Raw genomic sequence first — 22,617 nt, 5'->3', positions numbered from 1 at the left:
ACGGAGGCTGATTTTTCCAGACAGGAGTTCCCTTTGATGACCGAGACCCAGTTCACGCCCCGCGTGTTTTCCGGCGCACAGCCTTCGGGTAACCTGCACCTCGGCAATTATCTCGGTGCGCTTCGGAACTGGGTGAGAATGCAAAGCGAGGAATTTGAAACCATCTATTGCATGGTCGATCTTCATGCAATCACGGTCTGGCAAGATCCAATCGAGTTACAGCATGCAACGCGGGAGCTTTGTGCCGGTTACATCGCTTCTGGACTAAACCCCGAAAAATCGATTTTGTTTAATCAAAGCCAAGTGCCGGAACACGCGCAACTGGCTTGGATATTTAACTGTGTTGCTCGTATGGGTTGGATGCAGCGCATGACCCAATGGAAGGACAAGGCCGGCAAGAACCAGCAGAACGCTTCGCTTGGCTTGTTTGCCTATCCTGCTCTGATGGCTGCGGACATTCTAATCTACCACGCAACCCACGTACCGGTCGGCGAAGACCAGAAACAGCATCTTGAGCTGACCCGCGACATCGCCATCAAGTTCAACAACGATTTCGGCGTCGATTTCTTCCCCGTCACCGAGCCAGTGATCGAAGGTGCGGCCACACGTGTCATGAGCCTGAGGGACGGATCCAAGAAGATGTCGAAATCCGACCCTTCTGACATGAGCCGGATCAACCTGACGGATGACGCAGAAGCGATTGCCAAGAAAATCCGCAAAGCCAAGACCGACCCCGATGCTCTGCCGTCAGAAGCCGAAGGGCTCGAGGACCGCCCCGAGGCGCGTAACCTGGTCAATATTTACGCGGCCCTGAACGATCAAACCATCGAACAGGTTCTGTCCGAAGTAGGCGGCAAGCAGTTCGGTGAGTTCAAACCGATGCTGGCCGATCTGGCAGTGGCGAAACTGGCTCCGATCTCGACCGAAATGTCACGTCTGATGGGGGATCAGGCCGAGATTGACCGGATTCTCGCCCGCGGTGCCGAGCGCGCACGTGAAATCGCTGCTCCGATCCTGCAAAAGACCTACGAAATCGTTGGCATGGTCGGCGCCGCATCACGCTGATTGCACTGGACCTTCGCCTGACGCCCTCCTAGGGTTTGCCTGAATCAAAGGAGGGCGTCATGGCAACCGGCACGAACATCCGGACCTATTTTCAAGGCCAATGGCATGAGGGGGACGCACCCATCATGCGCGCGGCGGATCATGGCGCCTGGCTGGGATCTTCGGTCTTTGATGGCGCGCGGTATTTTGACGGGGTGGCCCCGGATCTGGAGGCCCATTGCGCACGGGTGAACCGGTCAGCCGAAGCCTTGATGCTGACGCCGACCATGACGACCGAACAGATGGTCGAGTTGGTACGCGAAGGGTTGCAGGCCTACAGCCCGGACACAGCCGTTTACATTCGTCCGATGTACTGGGGAATCGACGGTGACAGCACGGCAATAGTCCCGCAGGAAAACAGCACCGGTTTTGCCATCTGCCTGGAAGAAATCCCAATGGCCCCGGAAACCTCGTCGGCCACTCTGTCGACCACGCGCTTCCGCCGCCCGGTTCTGGAAAGCGCGGTCGTAAATGCCAAAGCGGGGTGCCTTTACCCCAACAACGCCCGAATGCTGCAAGAGGCACGCTCGAAAGGCTTTTCCAACGCTTTGGTGGCCGATGCGATGGGGCATGTAGCGGAAACGGCGACGGCCAACATCTTTATGGTGAAGGATGGCGAAGTCTTTACACCGATCCCGAACGGAACTTTCCTGGCCGGCATTACCCGGGCCCGGCATATCAAAAACCTGCGCGCGGATGGTGTGAAGGTCCACGAAACGGTTCTGAGCTTCGAGGATTTCCACGAGGCCGACGAGGTCTTCATGTCCGGAAACATGAGCAAGGTCACACCGGTAACTGCGCTGGAGGATACGCAATTTCAGGTGGGTCCTATTGCTCGCCTTGCCCGCGCGCTCTATTGGGATTGGGCTGCAAGCGAACGCTAGCGCAATGCCCCAGGCTTGCCCGAGTTGCCAGCGCGCGATCGGTCGGGCATGATCCCGGAAACCTAAAGAGGATACCCATGCGTAAGTTCCTAGTCGTTCTGGATGACAGCCGCGAATGCCTGAACGCGATGCGGTTTGCCGCAATGCGGGCTGCCCATACCGGAGGTGGTGTGACGGTCCTTTCCGTCATCCCGCCTGACGAGTTCAATCACTGGATCGGTGTGGCCGAAACCATGCGTGAAGAAGCCCGCGAACGTATCCACGCGCATTTCGAAGTGTTTGCCAAATGGATGCGGGACAAACAGAACGTGGAACCTGAACTGGCCATTCGCGAAGGCGATCCCGTGCCAGAGATCATCGAACATGTTCAGTCCGATCCCGAGATTGGTGTTCTTGTTCTTGGGGCGGGGACCGACAAGAAAGGTCCCGGTCCGTTGGTGACTCAACTGACAAAGAACTCGGGTAGCCTGCCGATTCCGATCACGATCGTTCCAGGTAATCTGAGCAAAGAGAAACTGGAAGAAATAACCTGAGGAGCGGCGATGGCGAAGACGATACAGTTCTGGTTCGAATTCGCCTCGACCTATTCCTACCTCAGCGCGATGCGGATCGAAGCGGCCGCGCAAGACAAAGGCGTCGCCATTGAATGGCACTCGTTCCTGTTGGGTCCGATTTTCGCGGAACAGGGATGGCGCACCTCACCTTTCAACCTGTATCCGGCCAAAGGCCGGTACATGTGGCGCGATATGGAACGTCTGTGCAAGGCGCGCGGGCTTCCTTTTGCAAAGCCCGATCCTTTTCCGCAGAATTCGCTCAGGGCAGCGCGTCTGGTTCTGGCCATCGAGGATCATCGGGAACGGGCGGCGTTTGTTCGGGCCGTCTTCAGCGCCGAATTCGGCGCCGGGCAGAATATCTCCGAGGACAGCGTTCTGGCCTCCTGCCTCGACGAAGCAGGGGTGCACAGCAGCGTGATGAACCGCGCAGGGGACACGGACATAAAACAGGCCCTGTTTGAACAATCTGCCCGCGCCAAGGCGCTTGGTCTGTTTGGTGCACCAAGTTTTCTGGCCGGGGAAGAGTTGTTCTGGGGCGATGACCGTCTGGATGACGCATTAGAATACTCTTCCACAATTTAGAATCGTTCCAAATCTTGACTTCCCGTGCGCCTGCGCGCATATCAGAAGCACATCAGACGGAGCGCCCTCATGTTCATCCAGACCGAATCCACCCCCAATCCGGCCACGTTGAAATTCCTGCCCGGCCAAACGGTGCTGGAAGCGGGAACAGCGGATTTCCCAACTGCGGAAGCGGGCGAAAAATCGCCTCTGGCCAAACGCATATTTGCGGTCAACGGTGTGACTGGCGTGTTTTTTGGCAACGATTTTGTCACCGTTACCAAATCGGACGACGTACAGTGGGACCACATCAAACCGGCCATTCTTGGCGCGGTGATGGAGCATTATCAATCCGGCCAGCCTGTTATGGGCGCAGATTCCGCCGGGGCCTCGGGCCATGCCGAGCACTCTGGTGAGGACGCTGATATCGTCAACCAGATCAAGGATTTGCTGGACAGCCGTGTGCGTCCTGCCGTGGCTCAGGATGGGGGTGATATCACGTTCCACGGGTTTGATCGCGGCGTGGTCTATCTGCACATGCAGGGGGCCTGCGCGGGTTGCCCGTCTTCGACATTGACCCTGAAGATGGGTATCGAAAACCTTCTGCGCCATTACATTCCGGAAGTGACCGAGGTTCGCCCTGTTGCCGTCTAACCCGACGATTCTGGCGTTTGACACATCGGCCGCGCATTGCGCGGCCGCTTTGTTGCGCGACGGCGAAATCGTGACGTCCCGTGCCGAAGCGATGTCGCGCGGACAGGCCGAACGATTGTTTCCGCTGTTGGAAGACCTGCTGGCGGAAACCGGATGTGATTGGGCCAGTTTGGACGCGATCGGCGTTGGGATAGGGCCCGGTAACTTCACCGGCATCCGTATTTCGGTCTCGGCCGCGCGCGGTCTTGCACTTGGGCTTAAAATCCCTGCGGTCGGAGTTTCCGGCTTCGATGCCTTGCGTGAGCTGGCGGAAGACGGGCAGATACCGGCGATCCCTGCCCCGCGCGACCAGGTTTATGTGAAAATGCCCGGTGCCGATCCGTGTCTCTTGCCTCGGGCCGAAGCGGAACTTGGCGGGCCGTTGTATTCCTGCTCTGACCCTGCCTTGCTGGCACAAGCCATCGCCCGGCTGGCCGCACGGCACTGGGATCGCACCAGCTTGCCGCCTGCACCTTTGTACGTAAGGCCCGCCGATGCGGCTCCGTCCCGCGATACACCCCCTGTCCTGCTGAACGAATGACACCGCACGAGATGGCATCGACCCATGCCGCAGCGTTTTCGCAATCGCGCGGCTGGACAGAAGACGAATTCGCCGCCCTTCTTAAAAACCGCTTTACTTATGCCGTCGGAGATTCCCGGTGCTTTGCACTGTTTCAGGTGATTGCGGGCGAAGCCGAGTTGCTGACAATTGCGACCCACCCTTCGTTTCAAAGGCAGGGCCTGGCACTTCGACTCATGCAGGAATGGCATGATCAGGCGATCGATTTGCTGGCAACGCGTGCCTTTCTGGATGTCGCGGCCGACAACATTGCGGCCATCGCCCTGTACAATCGATGCGGATATCGGCAGTGCGGGCTGCGCAAGGCGTACTATGCACGCAAAACGGGCCAAAAAATTGATGCACTTGTAATGGAATGCCGCCTGCCCCAACGGCAATCGCCCGTTTTTTAGACCATTTGGTCAGAATTCATTTGACCATGGTGGTTGCAAACCCCCTTAATACCCGCCATCACAACAGTTATGCTCGCTAAAAGTGGGTGAACGGGGCTAATCTGACCCTGTGCCAACAAAATAATATTGGGAGACTGAAATGACCCTGATGAAATCCTTGATGGGTGCTGCCGCTGCGGTCGCAATGTCAGCCGGAGCGGTTCTGGCCGAGCCGGCGGTGATCTTTGACCTGGGCGGCAAGTTCGACAAGTCCTTCAACGAGGCCGCCTATAACGGCGCGCAGCGCTGGGCGAATGAAACCGGCGGCAAGTATCTGGAAATCGAAATTCAGGCAGAACCGCAGCGCGAACAGGCCCTGCGCCGTTTTGCGGAATCCGGTGCAAATCCGATCATCACCATGGGGTTCGGAATCGCTGACGCCCTGGCCGCTGTTGCAAGTGACTACCCCGACACCAAATTCGTCGCTGTTGACGTGACTTGGCTGGACGCTCCAAACATCCGCCAGATTGGCTTTGCCGAGCACGAAGGGTCCTACCTCGTCGGCATGATGGCCGCCATGGCGTCGAAATCCGGCACCGTTGGTTTCATCGGAGGCATGGACATCCCGTTGATTCGCCATTTCGGATGCGGCTATGCCCAAGGCGCGAAGGCCGTGAACCCAGACATCAATGTCGTTGCCAACATGACAGGAACAACGCCTGCTGCCTGGAACGATCCGGTAAAAGGTTCGGAGCTTACAAAAGCACAGATCAGCCAGGGCGCTGATGTGATTTACGCTGCTGCCGGCGGAACCGGCGTAGGCGTTCTGCAAACTGCAGCTGACGAAGACATCCTGTCGATTGGTGTGGACAGCAACCAGAATCACCTGCACCCAGGCAAAGTGCTGACTTCGATGCTGAAGCGTGTGGACGTCGCTGTTTATGAAGCGATGAAAGCAGGCGAAAACGTCGAAACCGGCGTTTTCACCATGGGTCTGGCCGAAGATGGGGTTGGCGTTGCCATGGATGAAAACAACAAAGAGCTTGTTTCGGTTCGCATGAGCGACGCCGTCGACGAAGCCCGCAAGGCGATCATCAACGGCGACATCAATGTTGTAAGCTATTACGAGAACGACAGCTGCCCGGCACTGCAGTTCTGATTACGCGCGGGGCGGGAGAGTGCCTTCCGCCTCGCCACCCACTTCGCCATCCGAGCGGACAGCTGGATGGGTTTTTCGGCAGTTGAGGGCAAGACATGACCGTCCCAGCCATTGAGCTCAAAGGGATATCCAAGGCCTTTGGGCCAGTTCAGGCCAACAAAGACATCTCGATCAGCGTTGCACCCGGTACGATCCATGGGATCATCGGTGAAAACGGCGCGGGCAAATCCACGTTGATGAGCATTCTCTTCGGCTTTTACAAAGCCGACAAAGGTGAGATCTGGATCAATGGGACAAAGACCGACATCCCGGACAGCCAGGCGGCCATCGCCTCGGGCATCGGGATGGTGTTCCAGCATTTCAAGCTGGTGGAAAATTTCACAGTTCTGGAAAACATCGTTCTGGGCGCCGAGGATGGCGGGTTGCTGGCGCCATCACTGGCAAAAGCCCGCAAAGAGCTGAAAGAGCTCGAGGCAGAATACGAACTGTTCGTCGATCCCGACAAGCGCATCGACGAGATTGGCGTGGGGATGCAGCAGCGGGTCGAGATCCTGAAGGCACTGTACCGCAAGGCCGAAATTCTGATTCTGGACGAACCGACCGGCGTGTTGACCCCAGCCGAAGCCGATCAGCTGTTCCGCATTCTCGACCGACTGCGGTCCGAGGGCAAAACAGTCATCGTGATCACGCACAAACTGCGCGAGATTATGGAAAACACCGACACGGTGTCGGTTATGCGGCGCGGGCAAATGACGGCCACGGTCAAAACATCCGAGACCAGCCCCGAGGAGTTGGCCGAACTGATGGTCGGCCGCAAGGTTCTGCTGCAAGTCGACAAAGTGCCCGCGACGCCCGGCAAACCCATTCTCGAGATCGAAAATCTCAGCGTTTTTGATTCGGCGGGCGTTGAACGGGTCAAAAACATCGACCTGACCGTGCGCGCAGGTGAGATCGTCGGCATCGCCGGCGTGGCGGGCAATGGTCAATCCGAACTGCTGGAAGTTCTTGGTGGAATGCGCCCCGGACAGGGCACGATCAAGCTGAACGGCGAACCGCTGGCACTGAGTGGGGCCGGATCAGATGGTCAGGCCCGCCGCGCGCAACACATTGCCCACGTGCCCGAAGACCGGCAGCGCGAAGGCCTGATCATGGACTTCCACGCCTGGGAAAACGTGGCCTTCGGGTATCACCGCGACCCGGCCTATAAACGCGGTATATTCATGGACAACGCTGCATTGCGCGCCGATACCGAAGCCAAGATCGAGAAATTCGACGTCCGCCCGCCCAATCCCTGGTTGGCAGCCAAGAGTTTCTCGGGCGGCAACCAGCAGAAAATCGTTGTCGCCCGCGAGATTGAACGCAACCCCGACCTGTTGCTGGTCGGGCAACCCACGCGGGGCGTGGACATCGGCGCCATCGAGTTCATTCACAAACAGATTGTCGCGCTGCGTGATCAGGGCAAGGCAATCCTGCTGGTATCGGTCGAACTGGAAGAAATCTTCTCGCTCTCGGACCGGATCGCGGTGATGTTTGACGGACATATCATGGGAGAACGCCTGCCCCATGAGACAGATGAAAAAGAACTGGGCCTTCTGATGGCCGGTGTTGCGGGAGAGGCCGCGTAACATGGAAAAAATGCCTAAATGGGCCGATGTCGTTCTGATCCCGCTGATCAGTCTGATACTGGCCGCAATCCTTTCGGCGCTGGTCATCCTCGCCATTGGCGAAAACCCTGTCGAAGCCGTCAAACTGATGGTCACTGGTGCGCTGGGATCGACCTATGGTTGGGGCTATACGCTATATTACGCGACAAACTTCATGTTTACCGGTCTTGCGGTGGCCGTCGCCTTCCATGCCCGTATGTTCAACATCGGGGGCGAAGGTCAGGCGATGCTGGGCGGGCTGGGCGTGGCCATGGTCTGTCTTTATGTCGACTGGCCGCATTGGAGCATTGCCTTGCTTGCCGCCTGTGCGGCATCGATGCTGTTCGGCGCTCTCTGGGCAGCCATTCCGGCCTATCTTCAGGCAAAGCGCGGCAGCCATATCGTGATCACCACGATCATGTTCAACTTCATCGCCGCTGCTTTCCTGAATTACATGCTGGTCAATGTCATGCGCCCCCAAGGGTCGCAGGACCCGGCCACCGCGCGGTTCTCTGAAAGCGTGCATCTGCCCTCTTTCCAGGAAATGTTCTCGACCGCAGAGAACGTTGTTTTCCGCGGCGCCCCGGCGAACATCACCTTTTTCATCGCATTGCTTGCCTGCGTCGTTGTCTGGGCACTGATCTGGCGCACGCGTCTGGGTTATGAAATCCGGGCTTACGGCCATTCCGAGACTGGCGCTGTCTATGCCGGTATTTCACCTGTGCGCATCACGATTGTCGCGATGCTGATTTCCGGCGGACTGGCGGGGCTGATGGCCATCAATAACGTCATGGGCGAAGCCGAGCGACTTGTTATGAACTCGACCGAGGGCGCGGGCTTCATTGGCATCGCCGTGGCTCTGATGGGGCGTTCACATCCGTTCGGCGTGTTTCTGGCCGCGCTCTTGTTCGGATTTCTGTATCAGGGCGGCGCCGAGCTGGCGCTGTGGGCTTCGATTCCGCGGGAACTGATCGTGGTCATTCAGGCATTGGTCATCCTGTTCACCGGCGCATTGGACAACATGGTGCGCATGCCGCTTGAAAAGCTGTTCCTGGGTATGCGGAAGAGGGCTGAGTGATGGAATTTTTCGTAACCCTCATTCAGGTTCTGGATTCGACCATTCGCCTGTCCACGCCACTGCTGCTTGCCTGTCTGGCCGGTCTGTTTTCGGAACGGGCCGGGATTTTCGACATCGGTCTCGAAGGCAAAATGTTGATGTCAGCGTTCTTTTCGGCTGCAATCGCAGCTGTCACAGGGTCCGTGTGGCTGGGCCTGCTGGCCGGTATCGCATCCTCATTGTTGCTGTCGGGCCTACACGGGCTGGCGTCGATCACATTTCGGGGCAACCAATTGATATCGGGCGTGGCCATCAACTTTCTGGCCTCGGGCCTGACTGTCCTGGTCGCGCAAAGTTGGTTTCAGCAAGGTGGGCGGACACCCTCCCTGTTTGGCGGGGGCCGGTTCGAACCGATCAACTTCCCATTCGCCGAGTCCCTCAGCGGTGTGCCGATTATTGGTCCCATCTATTCCGAATTGCTCTCGGGCCACTCGATCCTGGTTTATGTCGCGTTCCTGATGGTTCCGGCCACGTGGTGGATTCTGTATCGCACCCGGTTCGGTCTGCGCCTGCGGGCGGTGGGTGAGAACCCTGCCGCAGTGGACACCGCCGGTGTCTCGGTTGTTGGCCTGCGGTTCGCCGCTGTCGCCATCTGTGGTGTGCTGTGCGGTATTGCAGGCGCCTATCTGGCTACGGCCTTGCAGGCAGGATTTGTCAAGGAAATGACCGCTGGTCGTGGCTTTATCGCCTTGGCCGCTCTGATCTTTGCCAAGTGGCGCCCGTGGCATGCCATGTGGGCCTGCTTGCTGTTCGGTCTGCTGCAAGCAATCGCGCTGCGGTTCCAAAATATCGACCTGGGTGGCGTCGTGATTCCCGTGCAGGTGATGGACGCCCTGCCCTATATCCTGACGGTGGTGATTCTTGCCGGGTTCGTCGGCAAAGCCATCCCACCTCGGGCGGGCGGAGAACCCTACGTCAAAGAGCGCTGATAAGGCCAGTTCCGAATTGAGTTTCAGTCCTGTTCGCTGCGGAGCGGCATGCAGAGTTGATTTTGCATGCCGCAACCGTTCTAAGAGGGTATGCACGTATACCTTCCCATAGCAGAAGTTTCTGTCAGCCCATTCCTGCTTTTGGGGATCGGTGGGGCTGTCGGCATTCTGTCCGGCATGTTCGGGGTTGGAGGCGGGTTTTTGATCACCCCGTTGCTGTTCATTATCGGCATACCCCCGGCGATTGCTGTGGCCACATCAGCAAATCAGGTTGTTGCCTCGTCTATTTCGGGCTTGCTGGCCCATCTCAGACGCAAGACCGTGGACCTGAAAATGGGAAGCGTTCTGCTGGCCGGAGGGCTGTTTGGTGCGGCCCTTGGAATGGTGGTTTTCAATTTCCTGAAGCATCTCGGGCAGGTCGATCTGGCGGTACAGCTTTGCTATGTCGTGTTTTTGGGCGCCATCGGAACCCTGATGTTTATCGAAAGCCTTGCGGCCATCCGAAAGGCCAGCCAGTCAGGCAATGGTCCTGCCCCCAAGCGACGTCAGCGAACCTGGGTTCACGCCCTGCCGTTCAAGAAGCGGTTCCCGGCGTCTGGACTTTACATCTCTGTCATACCTCCGGCGCTGGTCGGTTTCGGCGTTGGTGTTCTGTCGGCGATCATGGGAGTCGGCGGTGGGTTCATCATGGTTCCCGCAATGATCTATGTCCTTGGCATCCCGACAAAGGTGGTTATCGGGACATCCCTGTTCCAGATCATTTTCGTTGCCGGGTTCACAACGATGATACATGCGTCGACCAACTACAGTGTCGATGTTGTCCTCGCCCTGTTCCTGTTGCTGGGCGGTGTTTTGGGTGCGCAATTGGGAACGCAGATTGGTTCACGTCTGAAAGCCGAACAATTGCGTATCCTTTTGGCGCTTCTTGTCATGGGCGTCGCCGGTAAAATCGGGTTTGACCTTTTTCTACCGCCAGAAGAGATCTTTTCTTTGGCGAAACCCGGGGGAGTTTGATGTTGTTTGACCCACGGCACACGACAATTACCACCCTTGAAATCTCAACCCATAACAGGCAAGCCACGGCCATACGCAAAGTAACGGTACCATGCACATTTACCTGCCCATCGCCGAAGTCTCAGTAAACGCTTTCCTCTTGTTGGGGTTGGGCGGTATGGTCGGCATCCTGTCCGGCATGTTCGGTGTCGGTGGCGGCTTTTTGATGACCCCGCTGCTGTTCTTCATCGGTATTCCGCCGGCGGTGGCTGTTGCTACCGAAGCCAATCAGATCGTCGCATCATCCTTTTCCGGAGTTCTGGCACATTTCCGACGAAAGACCGTGGACCTCAAGATGGGAACGGTATTGCTGGTTGGCGGGCTTGTTGGGGCCGCTCTGGGCGTGGTTGTCTTCAACTATCTCAAAAGCCTGGGTCAGGTCGATCTGCTGGTGACACTCTGTTACGTTGTTTTTCTTGGCGTCATCGGCAGCCTGATGTTTGTCGAAAGCCTGAGGGCCCTGCGTAAAGCCAAGAAAGGCGGCGCGGCCCCTGCCAAGCGTCGGCAGCGGGGCTGGGTCCATGCCATGCCCTTCAAAATGCGTTTCCGCACCTCGGGCCTGTATATCTCGGTCATCCCGCCAGCTTTGGTCGGTCTGTGCGTTGGGGTTTTGTCCGCGATCATGGGCGTTGGCGGCGGCTTCATCATGGTTCCTGCCATGATCTATTTGCTGGGTATGCCGACCAAGGTCGTTGTCGGCACGTCGCTGTTCCAGATCATCTTTGTGACAGCCTTCACCACGATGCTGCACGCCACCACCAACTATACGGTTGATGTTGTTCTGGCGGTCTTGTTGCTGGTGGGCGGCGTCATTGGCGCCCAGATCGGAACCGTGATCGGAGCCCGCATGCCGGCGGAACAATTGCGCGTGCTGCTTGCCGCTCTGGTACTGGCCGTATGTGGCAAGCTGGCACTTGATCTGCTTATTGAACCTGCCGAGCTCTACTCGCTTGGCAGCGGTGGAGGGCACTGAGGATGTTGCGTTCGTTTATTGCCGCCCTGTGCTTGTTCTGCATGCCCGCTTTGGCGGCGGAAGAGCAGGTTGTCCTTGGTCTCAGCCAGGACCGGGTTGCCATCACCGCGACATTCGACGGATCGGAACTTCTGATATTTGGGGCAATCAAGCGGGAAACCCCAATCCCTTCAGGCCCTCCGGTCGAAGTCATCGTCGCGGTTGCTGGTCCGTCCGAGCCTGTCACCGTGCGACGCAAGGAACGCAAGCTTGGGATCTGGGTGAACACAGACAGTGTTCTTGTCGATCTTGCACCCAGCTTTTACGCCGTCGCAACCAGCGGACCCTTTGACGACATCCTGTCCGACACCGAAGACCTGCGCTACCGGATTTCGATCGAACGCGCGATCCGCTCGGTCGGTGCCGCGATGCATATCCGGGGCGCACAGGATTTTGCAGACGCCGTAATAAGAATTCGAGAACACGAACACCTGTATTCGATCCGCGAAAATACCGTGGCAGTGGATGAACAGACCCTGTTCCGCACCTCGATCGATATGCCCGCCGACCTGACCGAAGGCGATTATACCGCCCGGATTTTCCTGACCCGTGGCGGAGAGGTCGTCTCGCAATATGAAACGATCATTGATGTCCGGAAAGTTGGCCTAGAGCGTTTTTTGTACAATATGTCCCGCCAGCAACCCGTCTGGTACGGTCTGATGTCGCTGGTTATAGCGATCGCGGCAGGCTGGGGCGCCTCGACAGCCTTCCGGCTGTTGCGAGAAAAGTAACCGTCATCCTCGGCCGATATAGGGCATGGTCGTGGCCATGACGGTCATGAACTGCACGTTGGCCTCGGGCGGCAGGCTTGCCATATGCAGAACCGAACGCGCGGCGTCTTCCACGGCCATCGTCGGGTCTGGTGTCTCACCCGCGGATTGCGCCGCGTCCACAAGGCCCTGAACCAGCTGCGTGCGCGCATTTCCGATATCGATCTGCCCGCAGGCAATTCCAAAGCGACGCCCATCCAGCGAAAGGCTGCGCGTCAGCCCTGTAATGGCGTGCTTTGTGGCCGAATAGTGTACCGAATTCGGGCGCGGAACATGTGCCGCTATCGAGCCGTTGTTTAAGATCCGACCGCCCTGTGGATTTTGGTGACGCATGATTTTGAAAGCTTCACGCGCGGAGAGGAACATGCCGTTCAGGTTCACGTTGACGCTTTGGTACCAATCGTCCAGAGCGATCTCGTCGATCGTGCCGCCCGGCGCAAAGATCCCGGCGTTGTTGAACAGAACATCCAGCCGCCCGGTACGGTCTGTAAAAGACCGAAAAGCCCGTCCAACCGCATTCGGGTCGGTCACATCCGCAGGCAGGACGATGGCTGCCTGATGCTCTTTTGCCAGAGCATCCAGTTTGTCTTTGCTGCGCGCCAACAGCCCGACCGTCCACCCTTGGGACAAGAACAGCAGGGCCGTTGCCCGGCCGATACCTGAACTGGCACCCGTTACGATGATGGATTTCATGTCTCTTCCGCCTCCAATGTCAGCGACGCCGCCGGAATCGCCCTCAAGTCATCCACACGCAGGGGGTGCGTGGGCTTTGACAGGCGATTTCGCACCACCCAGATCAACCGCTCTTGCGCGCGCGTGATCGCGACATATGCCAGACGCTTCCACAATGGCTGTCCGGCCTCCGTCCGGCCCATACGAGCGGCGGCATAGAGGTCCGGAGCGAACACCTGAACCGTATCCCATTGTGACCCCTGCGCCTTGTGGATCGTCACGGCCGCTCCGTGCAAAAAGGTCGCCCCCATGCGGGCAGCGTAGGGAATAAAAGGCTCTTCCTCGTCCGGTTTTTCGATCTGAACGATCGAGGCGGCACTGACCTGAGGGTCTTCGGCCCCCATCACGTGAAGACGCGAGAACCCCGGCTTTCGTCCCGGCCCCAGATATACCACCTGAGCTCCTTTGATCAGCCCACGCGCCTCAAGGTCCAGCCGTTTCTTGCGATGTTTCAGGGGCAATTCGATCCCATCACAAATGAGCGGTTCACCTGCCAGCAATTCTGTATCCGGTGCGCCGTGAACTTGCCTGAAGGCCTGTATCAAACGAATGCGCGTGGCGTTGCGCCAGACGAGAACCGGGCTTCGGGCCATCAGATCGACCTCAACCCGCTGGCCCCAGACAACCCGGTCATCCCGACGGGCTGTTTCTTCGATCAGTCGCTCGAAATCCTCGAAGCCCATTTCCGGGTCAGCCAGCGCATGCGCAAGATCCAGAATTGGGTTGTCTGCATCCTGGCGGTGCACGCGCTGAAGTGTCAGCTTCCTGGGCTCGGGCAAAGCCTCGAACACCATGCTGCCGGACTGATTTACCGGTGCCAGCTGAGCCGGGTCGCCGAACAACAGAAGGGTCGGGAAAATCTCTTTGAGATCATCGAACTGACGGTCATCCAGCATCGACGCTTCATCGACAAACCCGATATCCAGTGGTTCGTCACGGCGCTTCCACCCTGTGATGAAATCCGACCCTCGCAAACCGGCGGCGGCCAGGGCCCCGGGGATCGATTTGTTGTTTTGATAGAAAGCAGCCGCGCGATCCAAGGCTTCATCCGTCAAACCTTCGATATCGGGGCGTTCGTCATTGCCGGCCAGCCATTCCGCAATACGCTCGTATTCCGGATCATAAACCGGCGTGTACAATATTCGGTGAATCGTGGTCGCAGGCACGCCGCGCAATCGCAGAACGCTTGCAGCCTTGTTCGTCGGGGCCAGGATGGCAAGGCTGCGCTTGTCTTTCGATTTACGGCTTTCATAATCGCCGGACACGATCTGAACACCCGTCTCTGCCAGTGCCTTGTACAGCTCGGCCAACAGCAGTGTTTTGCCCGAGCCGGCTTTGCCGATCACGGCCATCACACCGGATTTTCCTGCGCCCGGCAGTTTCAGAAGGGCATCATCTTCCAGATCAACACCTGCTGCCCGCAGCATCTCGGCGATGCTGTCATACGCGGCGGCCTGATCATCTGAGAACGTTACATTCGGCAAGGACATGGCGCGACCCTACAGGGCTGCGCCAGCCATCACCAGATGTGGATTGGCGTTTTCCGACACTTAAGCGGACAGGGCGAACCGGTGCTGTCTCTTCGGCCCGAATGCGGCCTTGAACCACATCCGAGACAGGTCGCGCGGGATGCCCGCACGCTCTGCCACACGGTTGCAGTCATCCGCGGAATAGGGCCACAATCCGACTGAAATCTGATCGCGCCCGCTGCCCTGGGTTCCCAGAACCTCGGGCGATGACCCGATCAGGCGATAGATTCTGATCATCCGGGCATCGAATACACCGGCAATATGCGTCAGGCCGAAACCTTCCATCATTTCACCGCCGCTCAACATGATGGCGCCGGCAGTATGCGGGCTGGCTGTTCGGGACAGGCAGAACCGGGTGACCTCCCAGATCAGGGGGCTGCAAATCGGCTTGCCGCCATTCAGATGACCAAAAACCTCATTGATCATCACCCGACCGGTCGTAGGCAATACACGCATCGACCCTCCGTGGCTGCCATCCGGCTCTTCCCAGATGACATAAAGCGGATTGAGATCATCGTATTCGTCCCGTTCTTCGCCCTTCTCGTTGACGTGGACATCCCACCCCAACCGGGTCTTGAACTGATCCGCACGATCTTTGAACATCCCCTCTGCCAGAGTCGGAAATCTGTGTAACTCATCGGCATATAGATAACGCAGCATGACTTGTTCCCCTTGTCGTCCTGTGCAGGAACGAAGGGAGTACAGAGTCGTGGTTAATTTTGCGTGTGGAGGCCGTTCGCCTCTTAAACCACTATTAATCCCCGGCTGAGTGCCGTGGCGATTGCGTGGGTTGTGTTATGTGCGCCCAGCTTTGAGCGCGCGCTTTCAATGTAAACGCGCAACGTATGCTCGGAAATCGTCAGGGAATGGGCCACTTGGGCGCGGCTGTATCCCAACGCCAAAAGTGTGATCGCGTCGATTTCCCTTGGCGACAAGCTGCGCGGGCAGTCCGGCTGCCTGTCTTTTTCAAACTCCAGCGCCTTGCGATTTATGTAATGCGCAACAAGAATCAAATCTCGCCCGTAAGTCGAGATAAAGTTCTTCCAGGTTTGATCATCACAACTGTGGTTGACTGTGAACAGGGCGAACTGACCATTTGGACCCCGAATTGGGATGGAATAGCCCTGATTTCCAACGCCATGGTTTTGCGCATCCAGAAGGAAAGCCTTTGCCACCTTGCCGGACCAATCCAACGACTTCCAGTCAACCGGATGAAACCGCTGGAAACACCCCAAGATCACAGGGTCGATACGGTGATAGTTTTTTTCCCTGTAGCGCTCATCCCAGGCGTCTGAATAGGTGGTGTAGCCGTATTGATCTCCGGCACCGTCAACCCAGTGATACGTCAGGTGCTCGACCTTCAACGCGTCCCGCAAACGCTCAGCTACGGCGCTGAGTTCTTCAAGCGTGTTGGTGTTTTCCAAATCCTGAAGGATTTGACCCAAATCGACCTTCGTTGCCATTCGCGGGCGCTCGTGCCTCGTTCTTCAAGGACGCAATCTCGGCAGCCGCGATCAGTCTTGTGTCATCAAGCTGCTCTGCAAGCGCGGTCAAACCATTCGCAACGGCGAAAGCATTGAGGTCCGACAATACGTCCAATATCCACTCATTTTGCGCCATCAGGGTCTCTCTGAAACAGTTAACGAAGGGTTAACACAACCATAACATGTATGATCTTTTTTGGCCTATTCACCGGTTTCTACTCCCCAAAAATAGCGATGGGCAAAATTGCAAGCATTTGAAAGATTGTCAGAGGCCCGAAAAACACAAAAGACCCGCGAACCAGCAAAGTGATTCGCGGGCGTTTTTTGTCTGCAACCCTGGCGCGTTATCAACCTGCGTCCAGGACTTCCTCGAGGGTACGCAGACCAGTACGCGGCGCCTGAACAAGAACGGACATATTGCCCGGCTTGTGCTCGTTCCGCAACATTTTCATGTGGGCCTCGGGCAAGTCATTCCAGGTGAACACCTCGGACATGCAGGGGTCAAGGCGGCGCTCGACCATCAGCTTGTTCGCGGCTGCCGCCTGCTTCAGATGAGCAAAGTGCGAGCCCTGCAAACGCTTTTGGTGCATCCACATGTAGCGCACATCGAATGTACAGTTGAAACCCGATGTTCCGGCGCAAATCACGACCATACCGCCCTTTTTCACAACGAAGGTCGATACCGGGAAAGTGCTTTCACCCGGGTGTTCGAACACCATGTCAACATTGTTGCCTTTGCCGGTTATGTCCCAGATCGCCTTGCCGAATTTGCGGGCCTCTTTGAACCATTCGGCATATTCCGGTGTGTTGACCGTGGGCAATTGACCCCAGCAGTTGAAGTCACGACGGTTCAGAACACCTTTGGCGCCCAGACCCATAACGAAATCACGCTTGCTTTCGTCTGAAATCACACCGATTGCATTTGCGCCTGCGGTATTGATCAATTGGATTGCGTAGGACCCCAGACCCCCGGATGCGCCCCAGACCAGGACATTCTGACCCGGTTTCAGATCGTGTGGCTCGTGGCCAAACAGCATCCGGTACGCGGTTGCCAGCGTCAGGGTGTAGCACGCCGCTTCTTCCCATGTCAGATGCTTGGGGCGCGGCATAAGCTGCTGTGCCTGCACGCGGGTGAACTGGCTGAACGAGCCATCCGGCGTTTCATAGCCCCAGATCCGCTGGCTGGGCGAATACATCGGATCACCGCCGTTGCATTCCTCGTCATCGCCGTCGTCCTGGTTGCAGTGGATCACAACCTCATCGCCAACTTTCCAGCGCTTCACCTTGTCGCCAACGGCCCAAACGATGCCCGACGCATCCGAACCCGCGATATGGTGGGGTGCTTTGTGACCGTCAAACGGGCTGATCGGCTGCCCCAGAGCGGCCCAGACGCCGTTATAGTTGACCCCTGCGGCCATAACCAGAACCAACACTTCGTTGCTGTCCAAGGTTGGAACATCTACAACTTCCTGCCGCATGGCGGTGTTCGGCTCACCATGACGTTCTTTGCGAATGGCCCAAGCGTACATTTGCTTTGGGACATATCCCATGGGTGGGATTTCACCCATTTCATACAGATCTTTTTCAGGTGCCTCGTACGACGCGATACCACTTTCGGTGTCCAAAGCCATGCCGGCCTCCTCTGTTCAGTGCCTTTGCCGCGACGCAGAATCGCGCGCTTCACAGACTGGAATATTGGTCGATGAGTAATATTGCAACCGTTTTTGGTGCCATATTGTAATTTTATGACCCAGCGGTTGCAGAAAGCTATTTTGCGGCTGCAGAAACCTGGTAACTTGAATCCGTTGGGACGGATGCGGCGTAATAGTCCAGAAGATCGCCGCGCTGACCTGATACGGACAGCATATTCCCCTGTCGGTTCAGAATCCGGCGTTCAACCAGTTGATCCAGAGCATTTGATATGGCCTGCGAATTGTCCTTGGTCTGCGGATCATCGCGCTCCATCATCTGTCGGATTTGTGACAGCACGTCTTCTTCGGACATCGGGCCGTTGTCGCGCACCAGCAAACAGGCCGCTGGTGCCGGCACCAGCGGAATAGCATGCTGGATACGCTGCATCAGCGCCCGGGCCAAATCCGTCATCATGTCGTCACTGCCTTCAGCCCGGAATTCCCTGAGAGAGATCGGCCTGCCGTACCGGACGGACGCCAGACCGAACCGCTTGTATCGGCCGATCAAACGACGCCAGATCTGTTTCACTATCCAGCGCGTGATGACGCCGATCCGTGCGCGAAACCGTCGCTCTGTCCCAAGTGCTGCGCGGGTCAGGATGGTGTCTTCCAACACACGGTCGTAATTCAGGGCAACCGGGACAAACACCACATCGCGCCCCTGTGGCGACGTTCCATCCATAATATATTTGAGCAGTCCAAGCTTGGGGCGCGCAATAGCCCCGGTCAGGCTCAGCCCGCCTTCTGGAAACATGGCTTGAGTTACGCCGGCTTCGGTTGCGTGGCGCACATAGGTGGACAGAACCTGACGATAGAGTTCGCTGCCGGACTTGCGCCGGATAAAATACGCCCCCATCGCCCGGATCAATCGGCTGAGCGGCCAGACCCGGGCCCACTCTCCGACAGCATAAGACAGTGCAGAATGTCGGGCTGCAAGATACGTGACCAAAACGTAATCCATGTTGCTCCGGTGGTTCATGACAAAGACAACCGTAGCTTCGGGGTCAATGCTCCTGACGGATTCTTCGTCCTGATAGCTAAGCCGCACCTCGTAGAATGTGTTGCTCAGCAAGCGGGCCAACCGGATCGCAAAGCTGAAATAGGCGAAGGCGGAAAAGGACGGAACGATCTCTCGGGCATAACGACGTGCCTGCTCCGAGGCGACGGCCTCGGGCATGCCGGTTTCACGGGCATGTTGCTGAACCGCCTGGCCGACCTGCGGATCATAAATCAAGCGCTGGATCATGTCGTGCCGACGCGCCAGCTTGAAGGGCTGGATCGGGCGTTGAAGGCGCTGGTTCAGGCGCGCCACCGCGCGTTCCAGTCTGCGACGGAAAAACCAGCGGACGGACGGAAACAGGAAATGCGATGCGAAAGTGACCATGGCAAAGACCACGATCAGCACGAAAAGCCAAAGCGGAAGTTCCACGGTTTGCGTCATGGCGGCAGATTGCCACCAATCACAGCCGCCCACAATCTGAACAATTGCGACATGCCGCAACGCAGCGAATTGACATGTCCCGAAAATTGCGCTTTAGAACCTTAAGACGTAATTTTATTGCCCACTGAAGCGCGAGGCCCCGCTATGACGCAGACGCAGAAAGATCGCCCCTGGCTCATCCGAACCTATGCCGGTCATTCCACGGCCAAAGCCTCGAACTCGCTTTATCGGGGGAATCTTGCGAAAGGCCAAACCGGTCTGTCCGTGGCCTTCGATCTGCCCACGCAAACAGGCTATGACAGCGACCACACCTTGGCCCGCGGTGAAGTCGGCAAGGTCGGTGTGCCGGTCTGTCATCTGGGCGACATGCGGGTTCTGTTTGACCAGATTCCGCTTGAGCAGATGAACACATCGATGACGATCAACGCCACTGCGCCATGGCTTTTGGCGCTTTATATCGCCGTCGCGGAAGAGCAAGGCGCGGATGTATCCAAACTACAGGGCACGGTTCAAAACGACCTGATCAAGGAATACCTGAGCCGCGGCACTTATGTTTGCCCGCCCAAGCCGTCGCTCAAGATGATCGCGGACGTGGCCGAGTATTGCTATACCAATGTTCCGAAATGGAACCCGATGAACGTGTGCTCGTATCACCTGCAAGAGGCGGGCGCGACTCCAGAGCAGGAACTGGCCTATGCCCTAGCCACTGCCATCGCCGTGCTGGACGAATTGCGCCCACGTGTACCTGCCGAGGATTTCCCGGCGCTCTGCGGCCGGATTTCCTTTTTTGTGAATGCCGGCATCCGCTTTGTCACTGAAATGTGCAAAATGCGTGCCTTCGTGGATCTTTGGGATGAGATCCTGCAACAACGCTATGGCGTTGAAAATCCGAAATTCCGTCGATTCCGCTATGGCGTGCAGGTGAACTCTCTGGGCCTGACCGAGCAGCAGCCCGAAAACAACGTCTATCGCATCCTGATCGAGATGCTGGCCGTTACCCTGTCGAAGAATGCCCGCGCCCGAGCGGTGCAGTTGCCCGCCTGGAACGAGGCGCTGGGTCTGCCGCGCCCGTGGGACCAGCAGTGGTCGATGCGGATGCAGCAGATCCTGGCCTACGAAACCGATCTCCTGGAATACGATGACCTGTTCGATGGCAACCCCGCTGTCGATGCCAAGGTGAAAGAGTTGAAAGAAGGCGCGCGGGCCGAACTGGCCAACCTGGATTCGATGGGCGGCGCGGTCGCTTCGATCGAATACATGAAGTCCCGACTGGTGGATTCCAACGCTGAACGCCTGAACCGGATCGAACGCAATGAAACCGTTGTTGTTGGTGTGAACAAATGGATCGAAGGCGAGGCATCACCCCTGCAAACCGAAGACGGTGGCATCATGGTTGTTGATCCTGCCGTGGAACAAGAACAGATCGACCGCCTGAACACGTGGCGCGCAGAACGGGACGAAGCGGCCGTAACCGCTGCCCTGGCCGCGCTGCGTGAAGCGGCACAGACCGGGGCAAACATCATGGAACCGTCCGTTGCCGCCGCAAAGGCCGGCGCGACAACGGGCGAATGGGCCGAAGAAATGCGCAAAGTCTATGGAACCTATCGCGGCCCAACTGGTGTTTCGGGGTCTGTTTCGAACAAGACCGAAGGGCTGGACGACCTGCGTGCCGCCGTTGATGCCGTCAGCGACAAGCTGGGCCGGCGTCTGAAGTTCCTTGTAGGCAAACCCGGGCTGGACGGCCATTCCAACGGTGCCGAACAGATCGCCTTCCGTGCCCGCGATTGCGGTATGGACATCAGCTATGAGGGCATTCGCCTGACACCCGAAGAAATCGTTGCGGCCGCCCGCGAAGATGACGCGCATGTCATTGGACTGTCGATCCTGTCCGGCAGCCACCTTCCACTGGTCAAAGACGTCATGGAACGTCTGCGGCAGGCAGGGTTATCTCATATCCCAGTAGTGGTGGGCGGCATTATTCCGGACGAAGATGCCGAAAAACTGAAAACCATGGGTGTGGCCAAGGTCTACACCCCGAAAAACTTCGAACTCAATTCGATAATGGGCGATATTGTTACTCTGGCGGATCCTCGGAACCTCGCCGCAGAGTAAATTAGCTGCAAGGCACTTTTTCTCCTGTTTCCGTCTCTGAAAAATTCGGGATGGAATACGCTGATAATTGGAATTACGGTGCGCGCTCATGTGCACCGTAATTATTATCTGATGGAGAAGAATGATGGGGATCAATCTAGAGAATATGTCACGCAAAGACCTTTTGGCTTTGCGCAATGACATTGAAAAAGCTTTGGTCAGGGCAGAAAAACGCGAACGTCAGGAGGCTTTGAAAGCTGCAGAAAAGGCTGCGGCAGAATTCGGCTTCTCTTTGTCTGAACTGTCCGAAGAAACGTCGCGCAGTGTTAAGCCAACAAAAACAAAGGCTAAATACCGTAATCCGGAGAATCCCGATCAAACCTGGACCGGTCGCGGCCGCAAACCTCAATGGGTGCATGACGCGCTGACGGCAGGCGCGGATATTTCTGATCTGGAAATCTAATCTGAGCGATTTGGAAAATGACAATTCATATTGGCGCCGAAAAAGGCGAAATAGCTGAAACCGTTCTATTGCCCGGTGATCCCTACCGGGCGAAATGGGCGGCCGAGACGTTTTTGGATGATGCCAAACAGGTCAATAACGTTCGGGGAATGCTTGGCTTTACCGGAAACTGGAAGGGTAACCCCGTAACAATTCAGGGAAGCGGCATGGGAATGCCGTCCCTTTCCATTTATGTAAACGAGTTGATCCGCGATTACGATGCGAAAACCCTGATCCGCATCGGATCCTGCGGGGGGATGCAGGACAGCGTCAAAATTCGTGACGTTATTCTGGCCATGACATCAACCACGCTGAGCACGCCGTCGCGCGGCATCATGAAAGAGCTCAACTTTGCGCCCTGCGCCGATTGGGGGCTTCTGCAAGCTGCCGCCACAGCGGCCGCCGCGAAGGGAACGCCGACCCATGTTGGTGGAATTTACTCGTCAGATGTCTTTTATGACGAACGTCCAGATCTCAATGAACAGATGGTGCGTCACGGCATTCTGGGGGTCGAGATGGAAGCGGCCGAACTCTATATCCTGGCGGCGCGCCACAAATGCCGCGCCTTGGCCGTTCTCACTGTTTCCGACCACCTGTTGACCGGAGAGGCCCTGCCATCGTCAGAACGTGAAAGCAGCTTTGGTGAAATGGTGGAAATCGCGCTTCAGGCTGCGTTCCCCAACAGCTGATGGTGGGCAGGCACGAGGAAACGGGTGC

At 57.3% G+C, this 22,617-nt stretch carries 23 protein-coding genes; 17 read left to right on the top strand and 6 right to left on the bottom strand.

From position 1 onward, the window contains the following. The first annotated feature begins 36 nt into the window (after positions 1–36). From trpS to ACR0FB_RS14720, 14 genes are all read left to right on the top strand, one after another. On the top strand, positions 37–1,065 hold the full coding sequence (trpS, locus tag ACR0FB_RS14785; RefSeq protein ID WP_171641678.1) for a tryptophan--tRNA ligase: 1,029 nt from the start codon (positions 37–39) through the stop codon (positions 1,063–1,065). Between the two features lie 59 nt (positions 1,066–1,124). Continuing rightward, on the top strand, positions 1,125–1,988 hold the full coding sequence (locus ACR0FB_RS14780) for a branched-chain amino acid aminotransferase (RefSeq protein ID WP_480621323.1): 864 nt from the start codon (positions 1,125–1,127) through the stop codon (positions 1,986–1,988). 77 nt (positions 1,989–2,065) lie between these two features. Next, positions 2,066–2,521 carry a universal stress protein gene (locus ACR0FB_RS14775; protein ID WP_171634880.1) on the top strand — a complete coding sequence of 152 codons (456 nt, stop codon included), beginning with the start codon at positions 2,066–2,068 and terminating at the stop codon, positions 2,519–2,521. Between the two features lie 9 nt (positions 2,522–2,530). Then, positions 2,531–3,124, top strand: a complete 594-nt coding sequence (locus ACR0FB_RS14770; protein WP_480621325.1) for a DsbA family protein — start codon at positions 2,531–2,533, stop codon at positions 3,122–3,124. A 69-nt stretch (positions 3,125–3,193) separates the two neighbouring features. Next, a complete protein-coding gene (locus tag ACR0FB_RS14765) occupies positions 3,194–3,757 on the top strand; it encodes a NifU family protein (RefSeq protein ID WP_152456863.1) in 564 nt (187 codons plus the stop codon). Further along, complete coding sequence (tsaB, locus tag ACR0FB_RS14760; RefSeq protein ID WP_480621327.1) at positions 3,747–4,337, top strand: tRNA (adenosine(37)-N6)-threonylcarbamoyltransferase complex dimerization subunit type 1 TsaB; 591 nt, start codon at positions 3,747–3,749, stop codon at positions 4,335–4,337. Before ACR0FB_RS14765 ends, tsaB begins: the two co-directional genes overlap by 11 nt. Beyond that, on the top strand, positions 4,334–4,768 hold the full coding sequence (locus tag ACR0FB_RS14755; protein WP_480621329.1) for a GNAT family N-acetyltransferase: 435 nt from the start codon (positions 4,334–4,336) through the stop codon (positions 4,766–4,768). Before tsaB ends, ACR0FB_RS14755 begins: the two co-directional genes overlap by 4 nt. Before the next feature lie 139 nt (positions 4,769–4,907). After that, positions 4,908–5,906 carry a BMP family lipoprotein gene (locus ACR0FB_RS14750; RefSeq protein ID WP_171634886.1) on the top strand — a complete coding sequence of 333 codons (999 nt, stop codon included), beginning with the start codon at positions 4,908–4,910 and terminating at the stop codon, positions 5,904–5,906. A 95-nt stretch (positions 5,907–6,001) separates the two neighbouring features. Next, the gene (locus ACR0FB_RS14745; RefSeq protein WP_210093322.1) at positions 6,002–7,531 is read left to right on the top strand and encodes an ABC transporter ATP-binding protein; all 1,530 of its coding nucleotides are present in this window, start codon (positions 6,002–6,004) and stop codon (positions 7,529–7,531) included. Position 7,532: 1 nt separating this feature from the next. Continuing rightward, positions 7,533–8,627 carry an ABC transporter permease gene (locus ACR0FB_RS14740; protein ID WP_171634892.1) on the top strand — a complete coding sequence of 365 codons (1,095 nt, stop codon included), beginning with the start codon at positions 7,533–7,535 and terminating at the stop codon, positions 8,625–8,627. Further along, positions 8,627–9,595, top strand: a complete 969-nt coding sequence (locus ACR0FB_RS14735; RefSeq protein ID WP_171634895.1) for an ABC transporter permease — start codon at positions 8,627–8,629, stop codon at positions 9,593–9,595. The genes ACR0FB_RS14740 and ACR0FB_RS14735 overlap by 1 nt, the downstream gene beginning before the upstream one ends. A 90-nt stretch (positions 9,596–9,685) precedes the next feature. After that, positions 9,686–10,609 (top strand): sulfite exporter TauE/SafE family protein, encoded by a 924-nt coding sequence (locus tag ACR0FB_RS14730; RefSeq protein WP_480621331.1) that lies wholly within the window; start codon positions 9,686–9,688, stop codon positions 10,607–10,609. Between the two features lie 91 nt (positions 10,610–10,700). Beyond that, positions 10,701–11,621 carry a sulfite exporter TauE/SafE family protein gene (locus tag ACR0FB_RS14725; protein WP_171634900.1) on the top strand — a complete coding sequence of 307 codons (921 nt, stop codon included), beginning with the start codon at positions 10,701–10,703 and terminating at the stop codon, positions 11,619–11,621. 2 nt (positions 11,622–11,623) lie between these two features. Further along, positions 11,624–12,391 (top strand): TIGR02186 family protein, encoded by a 768-nt coding sequence (locus ACR0FB_RS14720; protein WP_171634903.1) that lies wholly within the window; start codon positions 11,624–11,626, stop codon positions 12,389–12,391. Positions 12,392–12,394: 3 nt separating this feature from the next. Here the strand turns inward: ACR0FB_RS14720 and ACR0FB_RS14715 are convergent, their stop codons facing one another. From ACR0FB_RS14715 to ACR0FB_RS14690, 6 genes are all read right to left on the bottom strand, one after another. Beyond that, positions 12,395–13,123, bottom strand: coding sequence for an SDR family oxidoreductase (locus ACR0FB_RS14715; RefSeq protein WP_480621333.1), 729 nt, complete (start codon positions 13,121–13,123; stop codon positions 12,395–12,397). Further along, positions 13,120–14,652, bottom strand: a complete 1,533-nt coding sequence (locus ACR0FB_RS14710; protein WP_480621335.1) for an ATP-dependent DNA helicase — start codon at positions 14,650–14,652, stop codon at positions 13,120–13,122. Before ACR0FB_RS14710 ends, ACR0FB_RS14715 begins: the two co-directional genes overlap by 4 nt. Before the next feature lie 60 nt (positions 14,653–14,712). After that, positions 14,713–15,351: an acyl-homoserine-lactone synthase gene (locus ACR0FB_RS14705; RefSeq protein ID WP_171171131.1), complete on the bottom strand. Its 639-nt coding sequence runs from the start codon at positions 15,349–15,351 to the stop codon at positions 14,713–14,715. Between the two features lie 83 nt (positions 15,352–15,434). After that, the gene (locus ACR0FB_RS14700) at positions 15,435–16,154 is read right to left on the bottom strand and encodes a helix-turn-helix transcriptional regulator (protein ID WP_171634910.1); all 720 of its coding nucleotides are present in this window, start codon (positions 16,152–16,154) and stop codon (positions 15,435–15,437) included. A gap of 368 nt (positions 16,155–16,522) precedes the next feature. Next, positions 16,523–17,806: a crotonyl-CoA carboxylase/reductase gene (gene ccrA / locus ACR0FB_RS14695; protein WP_480621337.1), complete on the bottom strand. Its 1,284-nt coding sequence runs from the start codon at positions 17,804–17,806 to the stop codon at positions 16,523–16,525. Between the two features lie 136 nt (positions 17,807–17,942). Further along, entirely contained in the window at positions 17,943–19,307 is a 1,365-nt protein-coding gene (locus tag ACR0FB_RS14690; RefSeq protein WP_171634912.1) for a 1-acyl-sn-glycerol-3-phosphate acyltransferase, read from the bottom strand. A gap of 144 nt (positions 19,308–19,451) precedes the next feature. On the opposite strand from ACR0FB_RS14690, the gene ACR0FB_RS14685 reads away from it, so the two are divergent. From ACR0FB_RS14685 to deoD, 3 genes are all read left to right on the top strand, one after another. After that, positions 19,452–21,419 (top strand): methylmalonyl-CoA mutase family protein, encoded by a 1,968-nt coding sequence (locus tag ACR0FB_RS14685; RefSeq protein WP_480621340.1) that lies wholly within the window; start codon positions 19,452–19,454, stop codon positions 21,417–21,419. Between the two features lie 124 nt (positions 21,420–21,543). Then, the gene (locus ACR0FB_RS14680; RefSeq protein ID WP_171634916.1) at positions 21,544–21,861 is read left to right on the top strand and encodes an H-NS histone family protein; all 318 of its coding nucleotides are present in this window, start codon (positions 21,544–21,546) and stop codon (positions 21,859–21,861) included. A gap of 17 nt (positions 21,862–21,878) precedes the next feature. Beyond that, positions 21,879–22,589: a purine-nucleoside phosphorylase gene (gene deoD / locus ACR0FB_RS14675; RefSeq protein ID WP_171634918.1), complete on the top strand. Its 711-nt coding sequence runs from the start codon at positions 21,879–21,881 to the stop codon at positions 22,587–22,589. The last annotated feature ends 28 nt before the right edge of the window (positions 22,590–22,617 follow it).

The sequence above is a fragment of the Ruegeria sp. P10 genome (assembly GCF_056534925.1).
This window is presented reverse-complemented; position numbering and strand designations above follow the sequence as displayed.

Excerpts from the sequence above, each read along its gene's own strand:
- trpS (WP_171641678.1), top strand. The coding sequence starts at position 37 with ATGACCGAGACCCAGTTCACGCCCCGCGTGTTTTCCGGCGCACAGCCT.
- ACR0FB_RS14780 (WP_480621323.1), top strand. The coding sequence starts at position 1,125 with ATGGCAACCGGCACGAACATCCGGACCTATTTTCAAGGCCAATGGCAT.
- ACR0FB_RS14775 (WP_171634880.1), top strand. The coding sequence starts at position 2,066 with ATGCGTAAGTTCCTAGTCGTTCTGGATGACAGCCGCGAATGCCTGAAC.
- ACR0FB_RS14770 (WP_480621325.1), top strand. The coding sequence starts at position 2,531 with ATGGCGAAGACGATACAGTTCTGGTTCGAATTCGCCTCGACCTATTCC.
- ACR0FB_RS14765 (WP_152456863.1), top strand. The coding sequence starts at position 3,194 with ATGTTCATCCAGACCGAATCCACCCCCAATCCGGCCACGTTGAAATTC.
- ACR0FB_RS14755 (WP_480621329.1), top strand. The coding sequence starts at position 4,334 with ATGACACCGCACGAGATGGCATCGACCCATGCCGCAGCGTTTTCGCAA.
- ACR0FB_RS14750 (WP_171634886.1), top strand. The coding sequence starts at position 4,908 with ATGACCCTGATGAAATCCTTGATGGGTGCTGCCGCTGCGGTCGCAATG.
- ACR0FB_RS14745 (WP_210093322.1), top strand. The coding sequence starts at position 6,002 with ATGACCGTCCCAGCCATTGAGCTCAAAGGGATATCCAAGGCCTTTGGG.
- ACR0FB_RS14740 (WP_171634892.1), top strand. The coding sequence starts at position 7,533 with ATGGAAAAAATGCCTAAATGGGCCGATGTCGTTCTGATCCCGCTGATC.
- ACR0FB_RS14735 (WP_171634895.1), top strand. The coding sequence starts at position 8,627 with ATGGAATTTTTCGTAACCCTCATTCAGGTTCTGGATTCGACCATTCGC.
- ACR0FB_RS14730 (WP_480621331.1), top strand. The coding sequence starts at position 9,686 with ATGCACGTATACCTTCCCATAGCAGAAGTTTCTGTCAGCCCATTCCTG.
- ACR0FB_RS14725 (WP_171634900.1), top strand. The coding sequence starts at position 10,701 with ATGCACATTTACCTGCCCATCGCCGAAGTCTCAGTAAACGCTTTCCTC.
- ACR0FB_RS14720 (WP_171634903.1), top strand. The coding sequence starts at position 11,624 with ATGTTGCGTTCGTTTATTGCCGCCCTGTGCTTGTTCTGCATGCCCGCT.
- ACR0FB_RS14715 (WP_480621333.1), bottom strand. The coding sequence starts at position 13,123 with ATGAAATCCATCATCGTAACGGGTGCCAGTTCAGGTATCGGCCGGGCA.
- ACR0FB_RS14710 (WP_480621335.1), bottom strand. The coding sequence starts at position 14,652 with ATGTCCTTGCCGAATGTAACGTTCTCAGATGATCAGGCCGCCGCGTAT.
- ACR0FB_RS14705 (WP_171171131.1), bottom strand. The coding sequence starts at position 15,351 with ATGCTGCGTTATCTATATGCCGATGAGTTACACAGATTTCCGACTCTG.
- ACR0FB_RS14700 (WP_171634910.1), bottom strand. The coding sequence starts at position 16,154 with ATGGCAACGAAGGTCGATTTGGGTCAAATCCTTCAGGATTTGGAAAAC.
- ccrA (WP_480621337.1), bottom strand. The coding sequence starts at position 17,806 with ATGGCTTTGGACACCGAAAGTGGTATCGCGTCGTACGAGGCACCTGAA.
- ACR0FB_RS14690 (WP_171634912.1), bottom strand. The coding sequence starts at position 19,307 with ATGACGCAAACCGTGGAACTTCCGCTTTGGCTTTTCGTGCTGATCGTG.
- ACR0FB_RS14685 (WP_480621340.1), top strand. The coding sequence starts at position 19,452 with ATGACGCAGACGCAGAAAGATCGCCCCTGGCTCATCCGAACCTATGCC.
- ACR0FB_RS14680 (WP_171634916.1), top strand. The coding sequence starts at position 21,544 with ATGGGGATCAATCTAGAGAATATGTCACGCAAAGACCTTTTGGCTTTG.
- deoD (WP_171634918.1), top strand. The coding sequence starts at position 21,879 with ATGACAATTCATATTGGCGCCGAAAAAGGCGAAATAGCTGAAACCGTT.